Source organism: Burkholderia sp. 28_3 (assembly GCF_003253915.1).
In the GTDB taxonomy this organism is placed as follows: Bacteria; Pseudomonadota; Gammaproteobacteria; order Burkholderiales; family Burkholderiaceae; genus Burkholderia; species Burkholderia cenocepacia.
Genome location: NZ_QKZF01000004.1, coordinates 187717 through 202925 on the forward strand (window position 1 = coordinate 187717; position 15209 = coordinate 202925).

Annotated in this window: 12 protein-coding genes; 6 read left to right on the forward strand and 6 right to left on the reverse strand. The window is 70.3% G+C overall.

What is annotated here, in order from left to right; translation table 11 throughout:
- Position 1: 1 nt before the first annotated feature.
- The gene (locus DFS13_RS11550; protein ID WP_060212767.1) at positions 2-1813 is read right to left on the reverse strand and encodes an ABC transporter permease; all 1812 of its coding nucleotides are present in this window, start codon (positions 1811-1813) and stop codon (positions 2-4) included.
- Between the two features lie 19 nt (positions 1814-1832).
- Positions 1833-3026 carry an ABC transporter substrate-binding protein gene (locus DFS13_RS11555; RefSeq protein ID WP_060212769.1) on the reverse strand — a complete coding sequence of 398 codons (1194 nt, stop codon included), beginning with the start codon at positions 3024-3026 and terminating at the stop codon, positions 1833-1835.
- A gap of 355 nt (positions 3027-3381) precedes the next feature.
- On the opposite strand from DFS13_RS11555, the gene DFS13_RS11560 reads away from it, so the two are divergent.
- Genes DFS13_RS11560 through DFS13_RS11575 form a run of 4 tightly spaced genes read left to right on the forward strand, consistent with a single transcriptional unit; the run spans position 3382 to position 6966 of the window.
- Positions 3382-4395, forward strand: coding sequence for a LysR family transcriptional regulator (locus DFS13_RS11560; protein ID WP_060212772.1), 1014 nt, complete (start codon positions 3382-3384; stop codon positions 4393-4395).
- Positions 4392-5852, forward strand: coding sequence for an NAD(P)-binding domain-containing protein (locus tag DFS13_RS11565; RefSeq protein ID WP_006491074.1), 1461 nt, complete (start codon positions 4392-4394; stop codon positions 5850-5852). The genes DFS13_RS11560 and DFS13_RS11565 overlap by 4 nt, the downstream gene beginning before the upstream one ends.
- On the forward strand, positions 5849-6376 hold the full coding sequence (locus DFS13_RS11570) for a CMD domain-containing protein (RefSeq protein ID WP_060212774.1): 528 nt from the start codon (positions 5849-5851) through the stop codon (positions 6374-6376). The genes DFS13_RS11565 and DFS13_RS11570 overlap by 4 nt, the downstream gene beginning before the upstream one ends.
- The gene (locus DFS13_RS11575) at positions 6373-6966 is read left to right on the forward strand and encodes a peroxidase-related enzyme (protein WP_058902743.1); all 594 of its coding nucleotides are present in this window, start codon (positions 6373-6375) and stop codon (positions 6964-6966) included. Before DFS13_RS11570 ends, DFS13_RS11575 begins: the two co-directional genes overlap by 4 nt.
- 35 nt (positions 6967-7001) lie before the next feature.
- Here the strand turns inward: DFS13_RS11575 and DFS13_RS11580 are convergent, their stop codons facing one another.
- A complete protein-coding gene (locus DFS13_RS11580) occupies positions 7002-7433 on the reverse strand; it encodes an Lrp/AsnC family transcriptional regulator (protein ID WP_006479718.1) in 432 nt (143 codons plus the stop codon).
- 294 nt (positions 7434-7727) lie between these two features.
- On the opposite strand from DFS13_RS11580, the gene DFS13_RS11585 reads away from it, so the two are divergent.
- Together DFS13_RS11585 and ctlX are read left to right on the forward strand one after the other, a co-directional pair.
- Positions 7728-8807, forward strand: coding sequence for an ornithine cyclodeaminase (locus DFS13_RS11585; RefSeq protein WP_060212776.1), 1080 nt, complete (start codon positions 7728-7730; stop codon positions 8805-8807).
- Positions 8808-8865: 58 nt separating this feature from the next.
- The gene (gene ctlX / locus DFS13_RS11590) at positions 8866-9870 is read left to right on the forward strand and encodes a citrulline utilization hydrolase CtlX (protein ID WP_060212778.1); all 1005 of its coding nucleotides are present in this window, start codon (positions 8866-8868) and stop codon (positions 9868-9870) included.
- An 85-nt stretch (positions 9871-9955) separates the two neighbouring features.
- Here the strand turns inward: ctlX and DFS13_RS11595 are convergent, their stop codons facing one another.
- Genes DFS13_RS11595 through DFS13_RS11605 form a run of 3 tightly spaced genes read right to left on the reverse strand, consistent with a single transcriptional unit; the run spans position 9956 to position 15146 of the window.
- A complete protein-coding gene (locus DFS13_RS11595; protein WP_060212780.1) occupies positions 9956-12712 on the reverse strand; it encodes an Hsp70 family protein in 2757 nt (918 codons plus the stop codon).
- Between the two features lie 5 nt (positions 12713-12717).
- Positions 12718-14559 carry an Hsp70 family protein gene (locus tag DFS13_RS11600; RefSeq protein WP_111441722.1) on the reverse strand — a complete coding sequence of 614 codons (1842 nt, stop codon included), beginning with the start codon at positions 14557-14559 and terminating at the stop codon, positions 12718-12720.
- On the reverse strand, positions 14556-15146 hold the full coding sequence (locus tag DFS13_RS11605) for a DUF2760 domain-containing protein (protein WP_034202763.1): 591 nt from the start codon (positions 15144-15146) through the stop codon (positions 14556-14558). Before DFS13_RS11605 ends, DFS13_RS11600 begins: the two co-directional genes overlap by 4 nt.
- Between the last annotated feature and the right edge of the window lie 63 nt (positions 15147-15209).

Consider the following 15209-nt stretch of genomic DNA (forward strand, 5'->3'; position numbering starts at 1 on the left):
CTCACACCGTGCCGAGCAGGCCCTGCGGCCGGAACCGGACGAGCAGCAGCAGCACGAGGCCATAGATCAGCATCCGGTAGTCGGCCGCCCAGCGGAACAGCTCGGGCAGCCCGATCAGCGCGATCGCGCCGACGATGCCGCCGAGCACGTTGCCGAGCCCGCCGAGGATCACCATCGTCAGCGCGAGGATCGACACCTGCGAATCGAAGGTCTGGTGATTGATGTAGCTGTACAGATGCGCGGCAATGCCGCCGCTCACGCCCGCCGCGACGCCGCCGACCGCGAACGCGATCGCCTTGTAGCGGTTCGGCGCGATGCCGTGCGCACGCGCGGCGACGTCGTCCTCGCGCACCGCGCGCAGCGTGCGGCCGAGATGCGAACGCAGCAACCGCACCTGCACGAGCGCGAACACGACGAGCACCGCGAACGTGAACCAGTACGCGGCGCGCGCGGTGGTCGCCCACGGCAGCGGCGCGATGCCGGTGATGCCGAGCGGGCCGCGCGTCAGGCCGTCCCAGTTCAGGATCACGAGGCTCACCACTTCGCCGATGCCGAGCGTCGCGATCGACACGTAATGCCCGCGCAGCCGGAACGCCGGGTAGACGAGCAGCGTGCCGAGCACGGCCGTGATCGCACCGGCGCACGGGATCGTCACGGCCGGCGACCAGCCGAGATCCGACGACAGCAGCGCCGACGCATACGCGCCGATCACGAGCAGCGCGGCATGGCCGAGCGAGATCTGCCCGACCGTGCCCGCGACGAGCGTGAGGCTCAGCGCGAGCAGCCCGTACAGCCACGCGTTCGTCAGCGTCTGCAGCACGTAAGGCGATGCGCCGAGCCACGGCAGCACGGCCGCCGCCGCGATCAGCGCGACGAGCACCGGGCGCGGCACGCGCACGGCTTTCGCGGCGGCGAGGAAGGTGCCCGTCATCGGCTCGGGCGGCAGCGCGCGATTCGCGCTGAACAAGCCGTTCGGCCGCCACACGAGGAACACGATCAGCAGCCCGAACGCGAACAGGTCGCGATAGCTGGTGCCGAACAGCGCGACGCCGTAGCTTTCGACGAGACCGAGCAGCAGGCTGCCGGCGATCGCGCCCGGCACGTTGCCGAGCCCGCCGATCAGCAGCGCGACGACGCCTTTCAGCGTCGCCTGGAAACCCATCGCCGGATCGATGCTGTTGTAGTACATGCCGACCAGCAGCCCGCTCACGCCGCCGAGCGCGCACGCGATCGCGAACACGGTCTGGTTCACGCGATCGACGTCGACGCCCATCTGCAGCGCCGCGTCGCGATCCTGCGCGGTCGCGCGCACGGCCCAGCCGAGCCGCGTGAAGCGCAGGAAACCGTACAGCAGCGCGGCCGCCGCGATGCCGATACCCGCGATCAGCAGGTCGAGCGAACCGAGCGTCGCGCCGGCGATCCGCACGTGCCAGTCGGGCAGCGGCGTCGGCACCGCGCGCGGGTCCGCGCCGAACGCGAGTTGCGCGAGCTGGTCGAGGATGAAGCTGATGCCGATCGTCGCGAGCAGCGGCGCGATGCGCGCGGCATGGCGCAGCGGCCGCAGCCCGATCCGTTCGATCGCGATGCCGAGCGCGCCGCAGCCGACCACGACCGCCGCGAGCGCGACCGGCAGCGGCAGCCCGAAGCGCGTCAGGCACAGCCAGCCGATGAATGCGCCGACCATGTACACCGAGCCGTGCGCGAAGTTGATCAGGTGCGACACGCCGAAGATCAGCGCGAGCCCGACCGCGAGCAGCGCGTAGATGTTGCCGACGATGAGGCCGTTGAGCGTGTAGTCGAGCCAGGAAGCCATCACGATGCGTCCGTGGTTTTCAGCGCGCCGCGAGCTGCGGCTTCGCGCCGTCCCACAGCGCCCACTGCCCCTGCTTCACGACCAGATAGACGGTGCGCGCGCCGGCGACGCGGCGCGTCTGCGGATCGAAACGCACCTTGCCGAAGATCACGCTCGGCACGTCGCTGACCTTCGCGAAGCCGTCGTGCGCGGCCTGGCGCGTCGTGCCGTAGCGGCGCAGCACTTCCGCCGACAGGATCAGCGCGTCGTACGCGCGCGCCACGAATGAATCGGGATCCGCGTGGAATTTCGCGCGATAGCGCTGCACGAACGCCTGCACCTCGGGGCGCGGTTCGGCCGGGAAGAAGTTCGATTCGGTGTAGACGCCTTCGACGGCCGTGCCGCCCAGTTCGAGGAACTTCGGCGAGTACACGGAGCCCACCGCCGCGATCGGCAGCGCGACGCCCGACGTGCGCGCCTGGCGCACGATCTGCGCGCCGTCCGCGTAGTACGAGATCAGCACGATCGAATCGGGCTTCGACGCGCCGATCCGCACGAGCGTCGAGCGGAAATCCTTCTCCGCCGGCTGGTAGCCTTCGGCCGCGACGACCTGCGCGCCGAGCCCCGTCACCGCCTTCGCGAAGATGTCCTTGCTGGTGCGGCCCCAGTCGGTGTTCAGGTACAGCACCGCGATCCGCTTGAAGCCGAGCTCCTTCACCGCGTAGCGCGCGAGCAGCGGCTGTTCCTCGGCCTGGCTCAGCGCCGTGCTCCACAGATAGTCGCCGCCCTTCGTGAAATCCGGGTGCGAATTCGTGAAGCCGAACTGGATCAATTGCCCACGCTGATAGATCGGCGACGCTGCCATCGACGTCGCGCTCGAGAAATCGCCGAGCTCGATCGCGATGCGCGGATCGGCGACGAACTTCTGCGCGATCGCCACTGCCTGGCGCGGATCGCTGCGGCTGTCCTGGAAGTCGATCGCGAGCGGCCGGCCGTGAATGCCGCCGCTGCCGTTGATCTCGTCGAGCGCGAGATCGAAACCGCGCTTCCACTGCTCGCCGTATTGCGCGTCCTGGCCCGTGAGCGGGCCGCTCACGCCGATCACCACCGGCTCGCCCGACACGCCGGCCGCGAGCGCGCCGCCCGTCGACAGCCCCCATGCGGCAGCGAGCGCCGCCACCGTGCCCAGCACGCGTCGCCATGCGCCGCGCGCGTCGTTCCCCGAAACGTTCATGCGTCCCCCAGCTTCAGTCAGTCGAAAAGAGTGAGGGCATGTAACCATCCGGTTCAGGACGATCCAACGAAGTTTTGCGCATATCGATATCGCATGCGGCGCGAAGCAAGCGACGCTCGCGAACGGTCGTCTGTCCGTCGCGCATCAGGCGAAGTACGGGCCTGCATCGCATCGCATTGATTCGATTCGCGTTTCGTTCTCGCGACCTCGCGCAACCGGCGCGCATACGCGCACCACCGGCCGCCGCGACGATCGCGCCCTTCGCAGTTTTCCCGCTGTCGATAGCAAAAATCATTATATGAATCACGCATGCTCGCGCTCCTACAATGCGCAAATTGCATCATCGGAACGCGTCATGGAGCTGCATCAACTCGAAGCTTTTTCCGCGGTCATGTCGGCCGGCAGCGTGACCGGCGCGGGCGAACTGCTCGGCCGCTCGCAGCCGGCCGTCACGCGGCAGATCCAGGAACTCGAGGCCGATCTCGGCTACGCGCTGTTCGACCGGCATGGTCCGCGCGTCACGCCGACGCGCCGCGCGTTCCTGCTGTACGAGGAAGTCGAACGCTCGCTGGTCGGCCTGCGTGCGATCGAGGCGCGGGCGCGCGCGCTCGGCGACGAAACCGCCGAACCCGTGCGCATCGCGGCCACGCCGTCGCTCGCGGCCACGCTCGTGCCGGCCGCGCTCGCCGCGCTGCCCGACGACGCGCATGCGCCGCACTACCAGTTGCGCAGCGAATCGGCCGAGCACGTCGTGCACGAGGTGCTGGCCGGCACGGCCGATGTCGGCGTCGTCACGCTGCCGATGGCGCATGCCGGGCTCGACGTGCACTGGATCGCGCAAACGCCGTGCGTCGCCGTGCTGCCGGCCGACGATCCGCTCGCGGCGAAACCGCGCATCGCACTGCGCGACCTCGCGCGGCACCGCATCGTGACGGTCGCGAACCGGCACCGGCTGCGCCAGCGGATCGATGCGGCGTTCGCGGCCGCGCGCGTCGATGCGCGCGTGTTCATCGAAACCAACGCGTCGCTGAATGCGGTGATGGCCGCGCGCGCGGGCATCGGGATCGGCATCGTCGATCCGGCCACGGGCGTCGCGCTGCCGGTGGACGGCGTCGTCGCACGCCCGCTCGACGTCGACATCCCGTTCGCGTTCGGCGTCGCGACGCCGGCCGGCAAGACGCGCACGGCGGCCGTCGAGGCGCTGCTCGACGCGCTGCATCGCACGACGCGCGCGCTGCTCGACGACGTGATCTTTCACGACGCCGCCGCGCACGATGCGCTGCTGCGCGGCGACCGGTTGCGCACCGAGCGGGGGTCGCGCCCCGTTCGAACGACACGTGCGCGCCGCGCGCGCCCGGAGGCCGCATGACGAGCCAGCTCGACGCACTCGAAGCGCGGCTCGCGCAGGACCTGCGCTGGCTCGACCTGCCCGCGCCGTCGTGGGTGCCGTCGCGCGAAGCGGACGGCGTGCGCGTGCTCGACGTCGCGATCGTCGGCGGCGGAATGGCCGGGCTCGCGGCTTCCGCCGAGCTGCGCCTGCTCGGCATCGACAACCAGTGCGTGATCGACCGCGCGCCGGCCGGCTACGAAGGCCCGTGGGTCACGTTCGCGCGGATGGAGACGCTGCGTTCGCCCAAGCAGCTCGCGGGCCCCGCGCTTGGCCTGCCCGCGCTGACGTTCCGCGCCTGGTTCGAAGCGCAATACGGTCGCGACGCGTGGGACGCGCTCTACAAGATCCCGCGCCCGCAATGGATGGACTACCTGCGCTGGTATCGGCGCGTGCTCGACCTGCAGGTACGCAACGACACAACGCTCGTCGCGCTGCGCCCGCGCGACGACGGGCTGCTCGCGCTCGACGTGCGCGGCAACGGCGAAGCACAGACGCTGCTCGCGCGGCACGTCGTGCTCGCGACCGGCCGCGACGGGCTCGGCGGCCCGTATGTGCCGCCGGTCGCGCAACGTGCGCCGCGCACGCGCTGGGCCCATTCGTCCGAGCCGATCGACTTCGCCGCGCTCGCGGGCAAGCGCGTCGGCGTGGTCGGCGCGGGCGCGTCCGCGTTCGACAACGCGGGCACCGCGCTGGAAGCGGGCGCCGCGCGCGTCGACCTGTTCTTCCGTCGCGCGGACATTCCGCGCATCAACAAGCTGACCGGCATCGGCAGCCCGGGCCTCGTGCACGGCTACGCCGATCTCGACGACGCAACGAAGTGGCGCTTCATGCACTACGCGCTGACGTCGCAAACGCCGCCGCCGCGCGACAGCGTGCTGCGCGTCTCGCGCCACGACCATGCGCACTTTCATGCGGGCAGCCCGATCGAGACGCTCGCCGACCATGCGGACGGGCTGGAAGTAACGACGCCGCGCGGCCGCTACACGGTCGATTTCCTGATCTTCGCGACGGGTTTTCATTCGGACTGGACGACGCGCGACGAATTCGCGTCGTTCGGCGCGCACGTGCGGCGCTGGAAGGATCGCTACCAGCCGGACCCGGCGCTGCGGCTCGACGAGCTCGCCGAGTCGCCCGATCTCGGCCCCGCGTTCGCGTTCCAGGAGCGCGAGCGCGGCGCGTGCCCGGCCGTCACGCGGATTCATTGCTTCAACCATGCGGCGAGCCTGAGCCACGGCAAGCTGTCCGGCGACATCCCGGCGATCAGCGCGGGCGCAGAGCGGCTGGCACGCGGAATTGCGAGCCGGTTGTTCGATGCCGATCGCGACCGCCACTACGACGCGCTCGTCGCCTACGCGAATGCGGAGTTGCAGGGCGACGAATGGCGCGACGCCGACGCCCTCGATCACTTTGACGACGAAGGAACACCGAAACGATGACTGACTCCATCACGCCGGCCGCCGGGCCGGATACGATCGACGCGGCAGCCGGCCTGCGGGAAGGCGACGCCGTCGCCGCGCTGCGCCGCGCCCGCGACAAGGTGCTGCTGCCGACGCAACTGAGCGAAGCCGCGCTGTTCGATCCCGCGTTACCCGATCTTTCGCTGATCGAGCGGCTGCACACGGCACGGTATGTCGCGCGGCAGTCGAATGCACACGCGCTGGCCGACATCTATCGGGCCCGATTGCTCGACGCGGGCGGCACGCTCGACGACATCGAACGGGCGGATGCCGACGCGCTCGACGCACTGCCGCGCCGCCTCGGCGCGATCCTGTTGCACGCGAAGCGCCTGACGCACGCCCCGGCCGACGCGCGCGCATCCGATCTCGACGCGCTGAAATCGGCCGGGCTCACGACATCCGCGATCGTCGCGCTGTCGCAGCTCGTCGCGTTCGTCGCGTATCAGTTGCGCGTCGCCGCGGCCGCGCGGGCGCTTCAGGCACGTGCCGCGGAGGCCGCATGACGACGGCAGCCCACGGCTTCACGTCCGACACGCTCGGCTGGCGTGCGTGGCTCGACACGGTATCGCTCGACACGGCGACACCTGATCAGCTCGCGGTGCTCGAAGCGAGCCACCCGCAAGCGAAGACGTCCGACTATTACCTGCTGCTCGTCCACCTTCCCGACATCCTGCGGCAACGCTCGGGCGTATTCAACGCGATCATGTACGGTCCCGGCGGGCTGTCGCGCGCGGAGCGCGAACTGGCGAGCACGGCCGTATCGCGCGTGAACGGCTGCGTGTACTGCGCGTCGGTGCATGCGCAGCGCTTCGCGCAGCTCGCGAAACGCACCGATGCGATCGAACAGGTGTTCGACGATCCGGCGACGGCCGGCACGACGGCGCGCGAACGCGCGATCGTCCGCTATGCGATCGCGTTGACCGAACGGCCCGACGCGATCGGCGAAGATGACATTGCGGCGCTCGAAGTCGAAGGGTTGACGCACGAGGAGATTCTCGACCTGTCGCACGCCATCGCGATCTTCGCGTGGGCGAACCGGTTGATGCTGACGCTCGGCGAGCCGGTGTTCCCGGCACCGGCGGCCACGGCCTGACCGCAGCGAAAGAGGTGGCGCGGGCCCCGCCCGCGTCACGCCTTGTGCGTCGACAACAAGATGCTCGTCTCGGTATTGGCGATTCCGTCGATCAGCCGGATCGCGCCGAGCACGCGATCGAAGTGTTCGAGCGAATCGGCATGCAGCTCGGCGACGAGATCCCAGCGCCCGTTCGTGCTGTGGATCGACGCGACGTTCGGATGCCCGCGCAGCACCTTCACCACCTCCGCGCCGCGATTGCCCTGCACCGCGATCGACATCAGCGCGCGAATCCGGTGCCGTTCGGCGGCCGGCTTGAGCCGTACCGTATAGCCGACGATCACGCCGTTTTTCTCGAGCCGCGTGAGGCGGTTCTGCACGGTCGCGCGCGCCACGCGCAATTCTTTCGCCAACGCGACGACGGGCAGTCGCGCGTTGTCGCGCAGCAGCGCGATGAGCTGACGGTCGACGTCGTCGAGCGTGATCATGAACGGCTTTCCTGTTGAGCGTGAACCGGCCGCCAGCGTGCCGGAGGCCACCCGTTCCGGCCAGCGTGAACTGTTCAAAGTGCCGGAAATGGCTGGCAATTTGCCAAGTCTATCGAGAAATCTGCCACTTTTGCCGTCTTTTTGTTGGCTCGACTCACGGAAATAATGACTCCATCGACCGGCCGACCCGCCGCGCCGCTGCTTTTTCAGCAAGCCCGGATTCGCGCCGACACCCCGCCCGGTCGACCAGAACGCCCGGACACCCGTACCGGCACCGAATATGGAGACAGACCGATGACTCGCTTCCTCGACGTTCCCGCCACCGCCCGCCTGATCGCCAGGACCGGCGTCACGACGTTCCTGCGCGAACTCGTCGACACGCTGCGCGCCGACTACCTGCACTGGGCCGATTTCGACAAGTCGCCGCGCGTCGCGTGCCACTCGCGCGACGGCGTGATCGAGCTGATGCCCGTCGCGAACGCGTCGCTGTTCGCGTTCAAGTATGTGAACGGCCATCCCGTCAATGCGGCGCGCGGGATGCACACGGTGATGGCGTTCGGCGCGCTCGCCGAAGTCGATACCGGCTACCCGCTGCTGCTCGCCGAACTCACGCTCACCACCGCGCTGCGCACGGCCGCGACGTCGGTCCTCGCCGCGCAGGCGCTCGCCCGGCCCGATTCGCGCACGATGGCGCTGATCGGCAACGGCGCGCAAAGCGAATTCCAGGCGATCGCGTTCCACACGCTGCTCGGCATCGACGAAATCCGCGTGTTCGACGTCGATCCGCGCGCGACCGACAAGCTCGTGCGAAATCTCGCCGCGTACCCGAAGTTGCGGGTCGTGCGCGCGGCCTCGACCACCGACGCCGTGCGCGGCGCCGACATCGTGACGACCGTCACCGCCGACAAGGCATACGCGACGATCGTCACGGCCGACATGATCGAGCCCGGCATGCATCTGAACGCCGTCGGCGGCGATTGCCCGGGCAAGACCGAACTCGAGGCGGGCGTGCTGCACGCGGGCCGCGTGTTCGTCGAATTCGAGCCGCAGTCGCGCATCGAGGGCGAGATCCAGCAGATGCCGGCCGACTTCCCCGTCACCGAGCTGTGGCGCGTGCTGCAGCGCGAAACGGCTGGCCGCGAGCGCGCGGACGAAGTCACGGTGTTCGACTCGGTCGGCTTCGCGCTCGAGGATTACTCGGCGCTGCGCTACCTGTACGCGCTCGCGCAGCAGCACAACGCGGGCGTTGAGATCGCGCTGATTCCGCCGGCCGTCGATCCGAAGAACCTGTTCGCGCTGATCGACGACCCGGCCGCGATCGCGCACGGCCACGCGGCGTTCGTGACCGAAGCCGTCGCCGCGTTCGCGCGCTGACCGTCAGCTGCGGGCGGCCCCTGCGCCGCCCGTTTTCCTCCCTCCGCTCCCGCCCTTCATGAATCTCGTATCGATCCAGGCGCCGTCCGCCGTCGTGATGATCCGGCCGCACCGCTTCCTGCCGAACCCGCAGACCGCGGCCGACAACGCGTTCCAGCGCACGGCCGCAGGCGGTGCGTGCGACACGTCGTCGATATCGGCCGCCGCGCGCGACGAAGTCACGGCCGCCGCGCGCACGCTCGCCGATGCGGGCGTGCGCGTGCACGTGTTCGACGACCACGGCGAGCGCGACACACCGGACTCCGTGTTCCCGAACAACTGGTTCTCGACGCATCCGGGCGGCCATGTCGCGCTGTATCCGATGCACTGCCCGAACCGTCGCCGCGAGCGGCGGGCGGACGTGATCGAGATGCTGAAGGCCGAGTACCGCGTGCAGGACGTGATCGATTACTCGGGCCTCGAATACGACGACGTGTTCCTCGAAGGCACCGGTGCGATGGTCCTCGACCACGTCGCGCGGATCGCGTACACCGCGCGCTCGCGCCGTGCCGATCCGGTCGCGCTCGAACGCTTCTGCACGCACTTCAACTTCGAGCCGATCTGCTTCGACACGGCCGACGCGAACGGCAAGCCGATCTATCACACGAACGTGATGATGAGCGTCGCGACCGAGTTCGCGATGGTCGGCCTCGACCTGATCGCCGACAGCCGCCGCCGTGGCGAGATCGCGCAACGCCTGACCGAAACGGGGCGTGCGGTGATCGCGCTCGACCACGCGCAGATCGTGAATTTCGCGGGCAATACGCTGGAATTGTCGGGGAAGGATGGGCGCGTGCTCGCGCTGTCGCGGCGTGCGTTCGACTGCCTCACGCACGACCAGCGCGCGGTGATCGAACGCTCCGCGCGGCTGCTGCCGCTCGACGTGCCGGCGATCGAGCTGGCCGGCGGGTCGGTGCGCTGCATGCTCGCGGGGATACATCTCGCGCGGCGTTCGATGGCGGCACGCGACGGCGCGGCAATCGAACCGATGGAACGGGAGCGCGAAGCGGTGTCGCACGCCTGACTGTAGCGGGTTCTGACGTCACGCTACCGTTGACGCGACCGGATGCTTCGATCTACGAACGAGATCGAAGCATCCGGTCGTGCCTTCAATCGGCCAGCAACTTCAACCCCGCCGGCAGCGTTTCGCCGAATACGCGCGCCGTATCGGCTTCGTCGAACGCGATCGCTTCACGGACCATGTCGATCCACGCCGCCGATGCATTCGCGGCCGACAGGCGCTTGATGACGGCTTCACGCGTATCGTCCGGCAAATCGCGCGAACGGTCGCCGGTCATCCGCGCAATCTGTGCAGCCGCGAATGCAGCCGGCTCGACCTGCTTCCAGTCGAGCGCGAACAGCGCATCGAGCCAGCCGCCAACGATTTCCGCCGGCACGACACTGTGCGCGCTGCCGTAGAACGGCCGCCGCGCACCGATCCGCCCGAGCGCCCATGCGCACAACGCGCGTTCGGCCGGCTTCTGCAGCTGCACGATCAGGCGCTCGGCGAGCTCGACCTTGCGCGCGACGGGCAACCGTTCGAGCGACGCCGACAACCGCGTCATGTCGGCCGGCCCGACCTTGGCCGGATCGAACGGCAGCTTGCGCCGCTTGTCGTCGGACGGTTCGAGGAACGCGATCGCGTCGCGCACCTGCGTCTGCGCATCGTCGTCGAGGCCGCCGGCCACGCGCCGCCACAGCGTCCACCACTCGGACCACACCTGCGCATCGGTCACGTATTGAATGCCGTCGTCGAACAGCGGCCACAGTTGCTCGATGCGCCACGCGTCGAGCGGATGACCGAATCCCGGACGCAGGCAATAGCCGGCGAGATTCAGCCACGCGCGCTCGTGATCGGCCGAGCGACGGCGCCGCCGCGCCCGTGCGAGCAATGCGTCGAACAGTTCGCGCGCGAGCGCGACGTCCCAGTCTTCGCGGGCGCCGAGCACCTGTTCGAGTTGCGCGCGCAACCGGCGCGTGTCCTTCGGCGTCACGCCCGCGGCCTTGCTGCCGAACGAGCGCTCGATCAGCTCGATCGCCTGGTCGAGCCGCGGATGCCGCGCGGACGCCGCATCGTCGCCGTGCCCCGGCGCATCGCCGCGCAACTGGAATTCGAGCCACCAGCGGCGCGCCGCGTCGTCGGTCGCGATGCAATGCATTTCGAGCGTGCCGACCTCGGTCAGCGACGCGGTGAGCTTCACCGGCGTTTCGCGCGCGTCGCCACCCGCCTTCGCGTCGACGACCGTCGCGATCGGCGGCAGCCGCACGAAATCGCCGCCGTCGAGATCGACGAGATCGCCGGGCCGGTACTTCGTGTCGGCCACCGTCGATACGAGGTGGAACCGCACCGGCTGCCCGAGCTGCAGCGCGAACGTGCGATCGTCGAGCCGGATCTCGCGCCCCTCTTCCGCGCCGCGCGGCAGCAGGCAGACGCCGCGGGCGGCGGAATCGTCCGCACCGTCGTCGAGCACGAGGAAATAGCTGCGCGCGGAGCCGCCGCCGATGCGCGGCGCATGGCCGGCACGCGCGAGCCCGTAGGCCACCGCGCCACGCGCAACGGCCACGTCGGGATGCGCGTTGTGCAGCACGTCGAGCGGCGCGCCGCGCCACGCACCGAGCGTCTGCGCAAGCCGGCCGGCGAGCGCGCCCGCGCGGAACACGCCGCCGTTGAGCAATAGCGTGTCCGGCAGCGGGCCTTCCGCATGACGATTCAGGAACGCGGCGACGTGGCGCGTGACGGCCGCGTCGCTCGCATACGGCAAGCCGAATTCGACGATCGCCGCGCGCGCCCGGCGCGGCAGTTCGCCGGCCTCGACCTGCGGAAAGAACCCGTCGACGACGATCTGCTCGACTTCCTGCCGCGTCAGCTCGGCCGAGCGCGCGCCGCCGACGAGCTTGCTGCCCGCGCCGAGCAGCGTGACGGTGGCGGACGCCGGCGCGTCGTCGCCGAGCAGCCGCTCCTTCGCCGCGCGGCAGCGCTCGACGAGCTGCGACAGGCTCGCGGCCGACAGCCGCGTACCGGGCTCGGTCAGCCGTGACTCGACCAGGCGCGCGAGCGCGAGGTCCATGTTGTCGCCGCCGAGCATCAGGTGGTTGCCGACGCCGACGCGCGTGAAGGTCGGCTCGCCATCGTCGCCCGGCGCGACGTCGACGAGCGTGAGGTCGGTCGTGCCGCCGCCGACGTCGCAGATCAGCACGCGCCGCGCCGCGGCGAACGTCTCGCGCAACGTGTCGCGCTGGCCGTACAACCAGTCGTAGAACGCGGCTTGCGGCTCTTCCAGCAACCGTAGCGCCGGCAGCTTCGCGCGCCGTGCGGCCTCGACGGTCAACGCGCGTGCGCCGTCGTCGAACGACGCGGGCACCGTCAGGATCACGTCCTGCTGCGCGAGCGGCGCGTCGGGAAAATGCGCGTCCCACGCGTCGCGCACATGCGCGAGATAGCTCGCGCTCGCCTCGACCGGCGACACCTTGTCGACGCCGTCGGCCGCGCCCCACGGCAGGATCGCCGCGAGCCGATCGACCGACGCGTGCGACAGCCAGCTCTTCGCACTCGACACGAGCCGGCCCGGCACCTGCGCGCCCAGCGTGCGCGCGTAGCGGCCGATCACGGCCGGCGGCGCACCGGCCGCGCCCGCCTTCGTGTCGGCCTTCGGCTCGGCCGCCCACGGCAGCCGCAGCGCGTCCGGCGGCAGCTCGCCCGCCGCCGGGTGATAACGCACCGACGGCAGCAGCGGCTGCGCGGCCACCGCGCCGGGCCCGACGAGTTGCTCGACGTCGAACACGCGGATCGCGTCGGAACCGGCCTCGACGTACGCGACGACCGTATTGCTCGTGCCGAGGTCGATGCCGACCGTATAACGCTTCATCGCGCTCAGGGGGCGCCGCGCACGTCGAACTCGACCTTCCAGCGCTCGTTCGTGCCGCTCGGGATCGCCTCGAGTTCGAGCGTGCCGGCTTCGGTCACGCGCGCGTGCAGCTTCACCGGCACGACTTCGCCGACGGTGCGCCCTTCGGCGGGCAGCGTCGCCTGGATTTCCTCCAGCTCCTGCAGCTCTTCCGGCGACCAGTAGTCGAGCAGCGTGCCGACCTGATCCTGGCGGCGCACCGACGAGCCGAAGAAGCGGAACTGCACCGGTTCGCCGACGACGAGGCCGAACTCCTGCGGCGGCAGCGCCGCGTCCGAGCCTTCCTCCATCCCGAACGGCGCGACGCACAGCGCCTGCACCGGCGGCTCGAGCCCCGGCACCGCGGGCATCGCCGATTCGATCGCGACGTAGTACGCACGCGCCGTGCCGCCGCGAATGCGCACGCCACGGCCGCGCTTCACGTAGCCGTAGTACGCCGCGCCGCGCGCGACCGCGAGATCGAGATCGGCGCCTTCGAGCAGGCGGGCGGGCGGCGCGCCTTCGGCGGCGAGCCAGCCGTTGAGCGTGTCGAGCACGCGCTGCGTGAGCAGTGTCGACTTGAACACGCCGCCGTTGAACAGCACGGCGGTCGGATGCAGGAACGTCGCGCCCTGCGGCAGCGTGCGCTGCACGCCTTCGAGCGTGTCGAGCGCCGCGACCTGGCGGCCGAGGAACGCCGCGAGATGGCGCGTGATGCCGGCGTCCTGCGCATACGGCAGGCCGAGCTGCGTCAGGCCGACACGCGCGCGGCTCACCGGGCGGGCGGCGGCATCGACCTGCGGAAAGAAACCTTCGAGAATCGTCTGCGTGAGTTCCGCGCGCGTCAGTTCCGTGCGGATCGAGCCGCCGATCAGCTTCGAGCCGCGGCTCGGCACGACGAGCGGCACCGCATCGGTGGTCGGGTCGGACAGCAGCGTTTCCTTGGCCGAGCGGCACGCGTAGGTCAGCGCGCGCAGTTGCCACGGATCGGCCTGCGTGCCCTGCTGCGCGAGCTTGCGTGCGACCACGTGCGCGAGGGCGAGGTCCATGTTGTCGCCGCCGAGCAGGATGTGCTCGCCGACGGCCACGCGATGCAGTTCGAGATTGCCGTCGCGCTCGACCACCGCGATCAACGACAGGTCGGTCGTGCCGCCGCCGACGTCGACGCACAGGATCAGGTCGCCGACCTGCACCTGCTTGCGCCAGCCGCCCTCGCTCTTCTGGATCCAGCTGTACAGCGCCGCTTGCGGCTCTTCCAGCAGCGTCATCCGCGAATAACCGGCGGCACGCGCGGCTTCCGCCGTCAGTTCGCGCGCGGCCGGATCGAACGACGCGGGGATCGTGACCGTCACGTCCTGGTCGGCGAACGGCGCGTCGGGATGCGCGTGGTCCCACGCTTCGCGCAGGTGCGTCAGGTAGCGGATCGAGCTTTCCAGCGGCGACACGCGCGCCACTTCCGGCGGTGCATCGCTCGGCAGGATCGCCGCGCGGCGATCGACGCCCGGATGGCACAGCCAGCTCTTCGCGCTCGACACGAGGCGGATCGGCGTGCCGGCGCCGCGCGTGCGCGCCATTTCGCCGACCGCGAACGCGCGCGAGGCCGTCCACGGCAGCGTCAGGTCGCCCTGGGTCAGCTCGCTTTCATGCGGCAGGTAGAGGAACGACGGCAGCAGGTCGCGCGATTCCAGCGCGCCGGGCGCGGTGAGCTGCGCGATCGGCAGCACCTGCTGCACGATCTTTTCGCCATCGCTCGTGCTGCTGTCGACGTACGACAGCGCGCAATGGGTCGTCCCGAGGTCGATACCGATCGAATAGCGCGGATCGCTCACAGTTCCACCTCCGCCGGTGCGATCACCGATGCGTCGTGGCTGCCCGTCAGCTTCGGCAGGCGCACGTCGGACACGCGCCAGCCGCGATGGCTGACGGTGCCGGTAAACGGCGCGGAGCCGACCACGTTGCCCGTCACGCGCACGGCGGTCGCGTCGAAGCCGGCCGGCAGCGTCACGCGGCTGCCTTCGGCTTCGTCGCGCACCGGCACGATCGTGAAGTGTTCGCGCAGCGCGGCGCGGCAACCGTCGTGCACGAGGCGCGCGGCGGCGCCGATGTCGGCGTCCGCATAGCCGGCGATGTCTTCCTCGACGAAATCGATGAAGCGCGCATCGCGTTGCAGCAGGCCGAGCAGTTGCAGGGCGGCCTGCGGGCTCGCTTCGCGCAGCTCGGGCGCCGGCGCCTTCACCGGCGCGGGGGCGACCGGCGCGGCAGCCGGCGCGGGGGTCGGGGCCGGCGCGACCGGGGCCGGCGCGCCATCGCGCACGCGCAGCACTTCGGCCGCGAACTCGCGATTGCCGAGCACGGAGAAGAACGTGCCGACGGCCAGCGACAGCCGGCCGAAGAAGGACAGGTTGGATTCGGGCATGGGGTCTGGACTCCTGTGGGCTCGCAGCACGGCGAGCGTTTCTTGCCTGGGCGCCCGGCGGCG

Bases quoted from the DNA above. Each gene is read 5' to 3' on its own strand.
- DFS13_RS11550 (WP_060212767.1), bottom strand. From the start codon at position 1,813: ATGGCTTCCTGGCTCGACTACACGCTCAACGGCCTCATCGTCGGCAAC.
- DFS13_RS11555 (WP_060212769.1), bottom strand. From the start codon at position 3,026: ATGAACGTTTCGGGGAACGACGCGCGCGGCGCATGGCGACGCGTGCTG.
- DFS13_RS11560 (WP_060212772.1), top strand. From the start codon at position 3,382: ATGGAGCTGCATCAACTCGAAGCTTTTTCCGCGGTCATGTCGGCCGGC.
- DFS13_RS11565 (WP_006491074.1), top strand. From the start codon at position 4,392: ATGACGAGCCAGCTCGACGCACTCGAAGCGCGGCTCGCGCAGGACCTG.
- DFS13_RS11570 (WP_060212774.1), top strand. From the start codon at position 5,849: ATGACTGACTCCATCACGCCGGCCGCCGGGCCGGATACGATCGACGCG.
- DFS13_RS11575 (WP_058902743.1), top strand. From the start codon at position 6,373: ATGACGACGGCAGCCCACGGCTTCACGTCCGACACGCTCGGCTGGCGT.
- DFS13_RS11580 (WP_006479718.1), bottom strand. From the start codon at position 7,433: ATGATCACGCTCGACGACGTCGACCGTCAGCTCATCGCGCTGCTGCGC.
- DFS13_RS11585 (WP_060212776.1), top strand. From the start codon at position 7,728: ATGACTCGCTTCCTCGACGTTCCCGCCACCGCCCGCCTGATCGCCAGG.
- ctlX (WP_060212778.1), top strand. From the start codon at position 8,866: ATGAATCTCGTATCGATCCAGGCGCCGTCCGCCGTCGTGATGATCCGG.
- DFS13_RS11595 (WP_060212780.1), bottom strand. From the start codon at position 12,712: ATGAAGCGTTATACGGTCGGCATCGACCTCGGCACGAGCAATACGGTC.
- DFS13_RS11605 (WP_034202763.1), bottom strand. From the start codon at position 15,146: ATGCCCGAATCCAACCTGTCCTTCTTCGGCCGGCTGTCGCTGGCCGTC.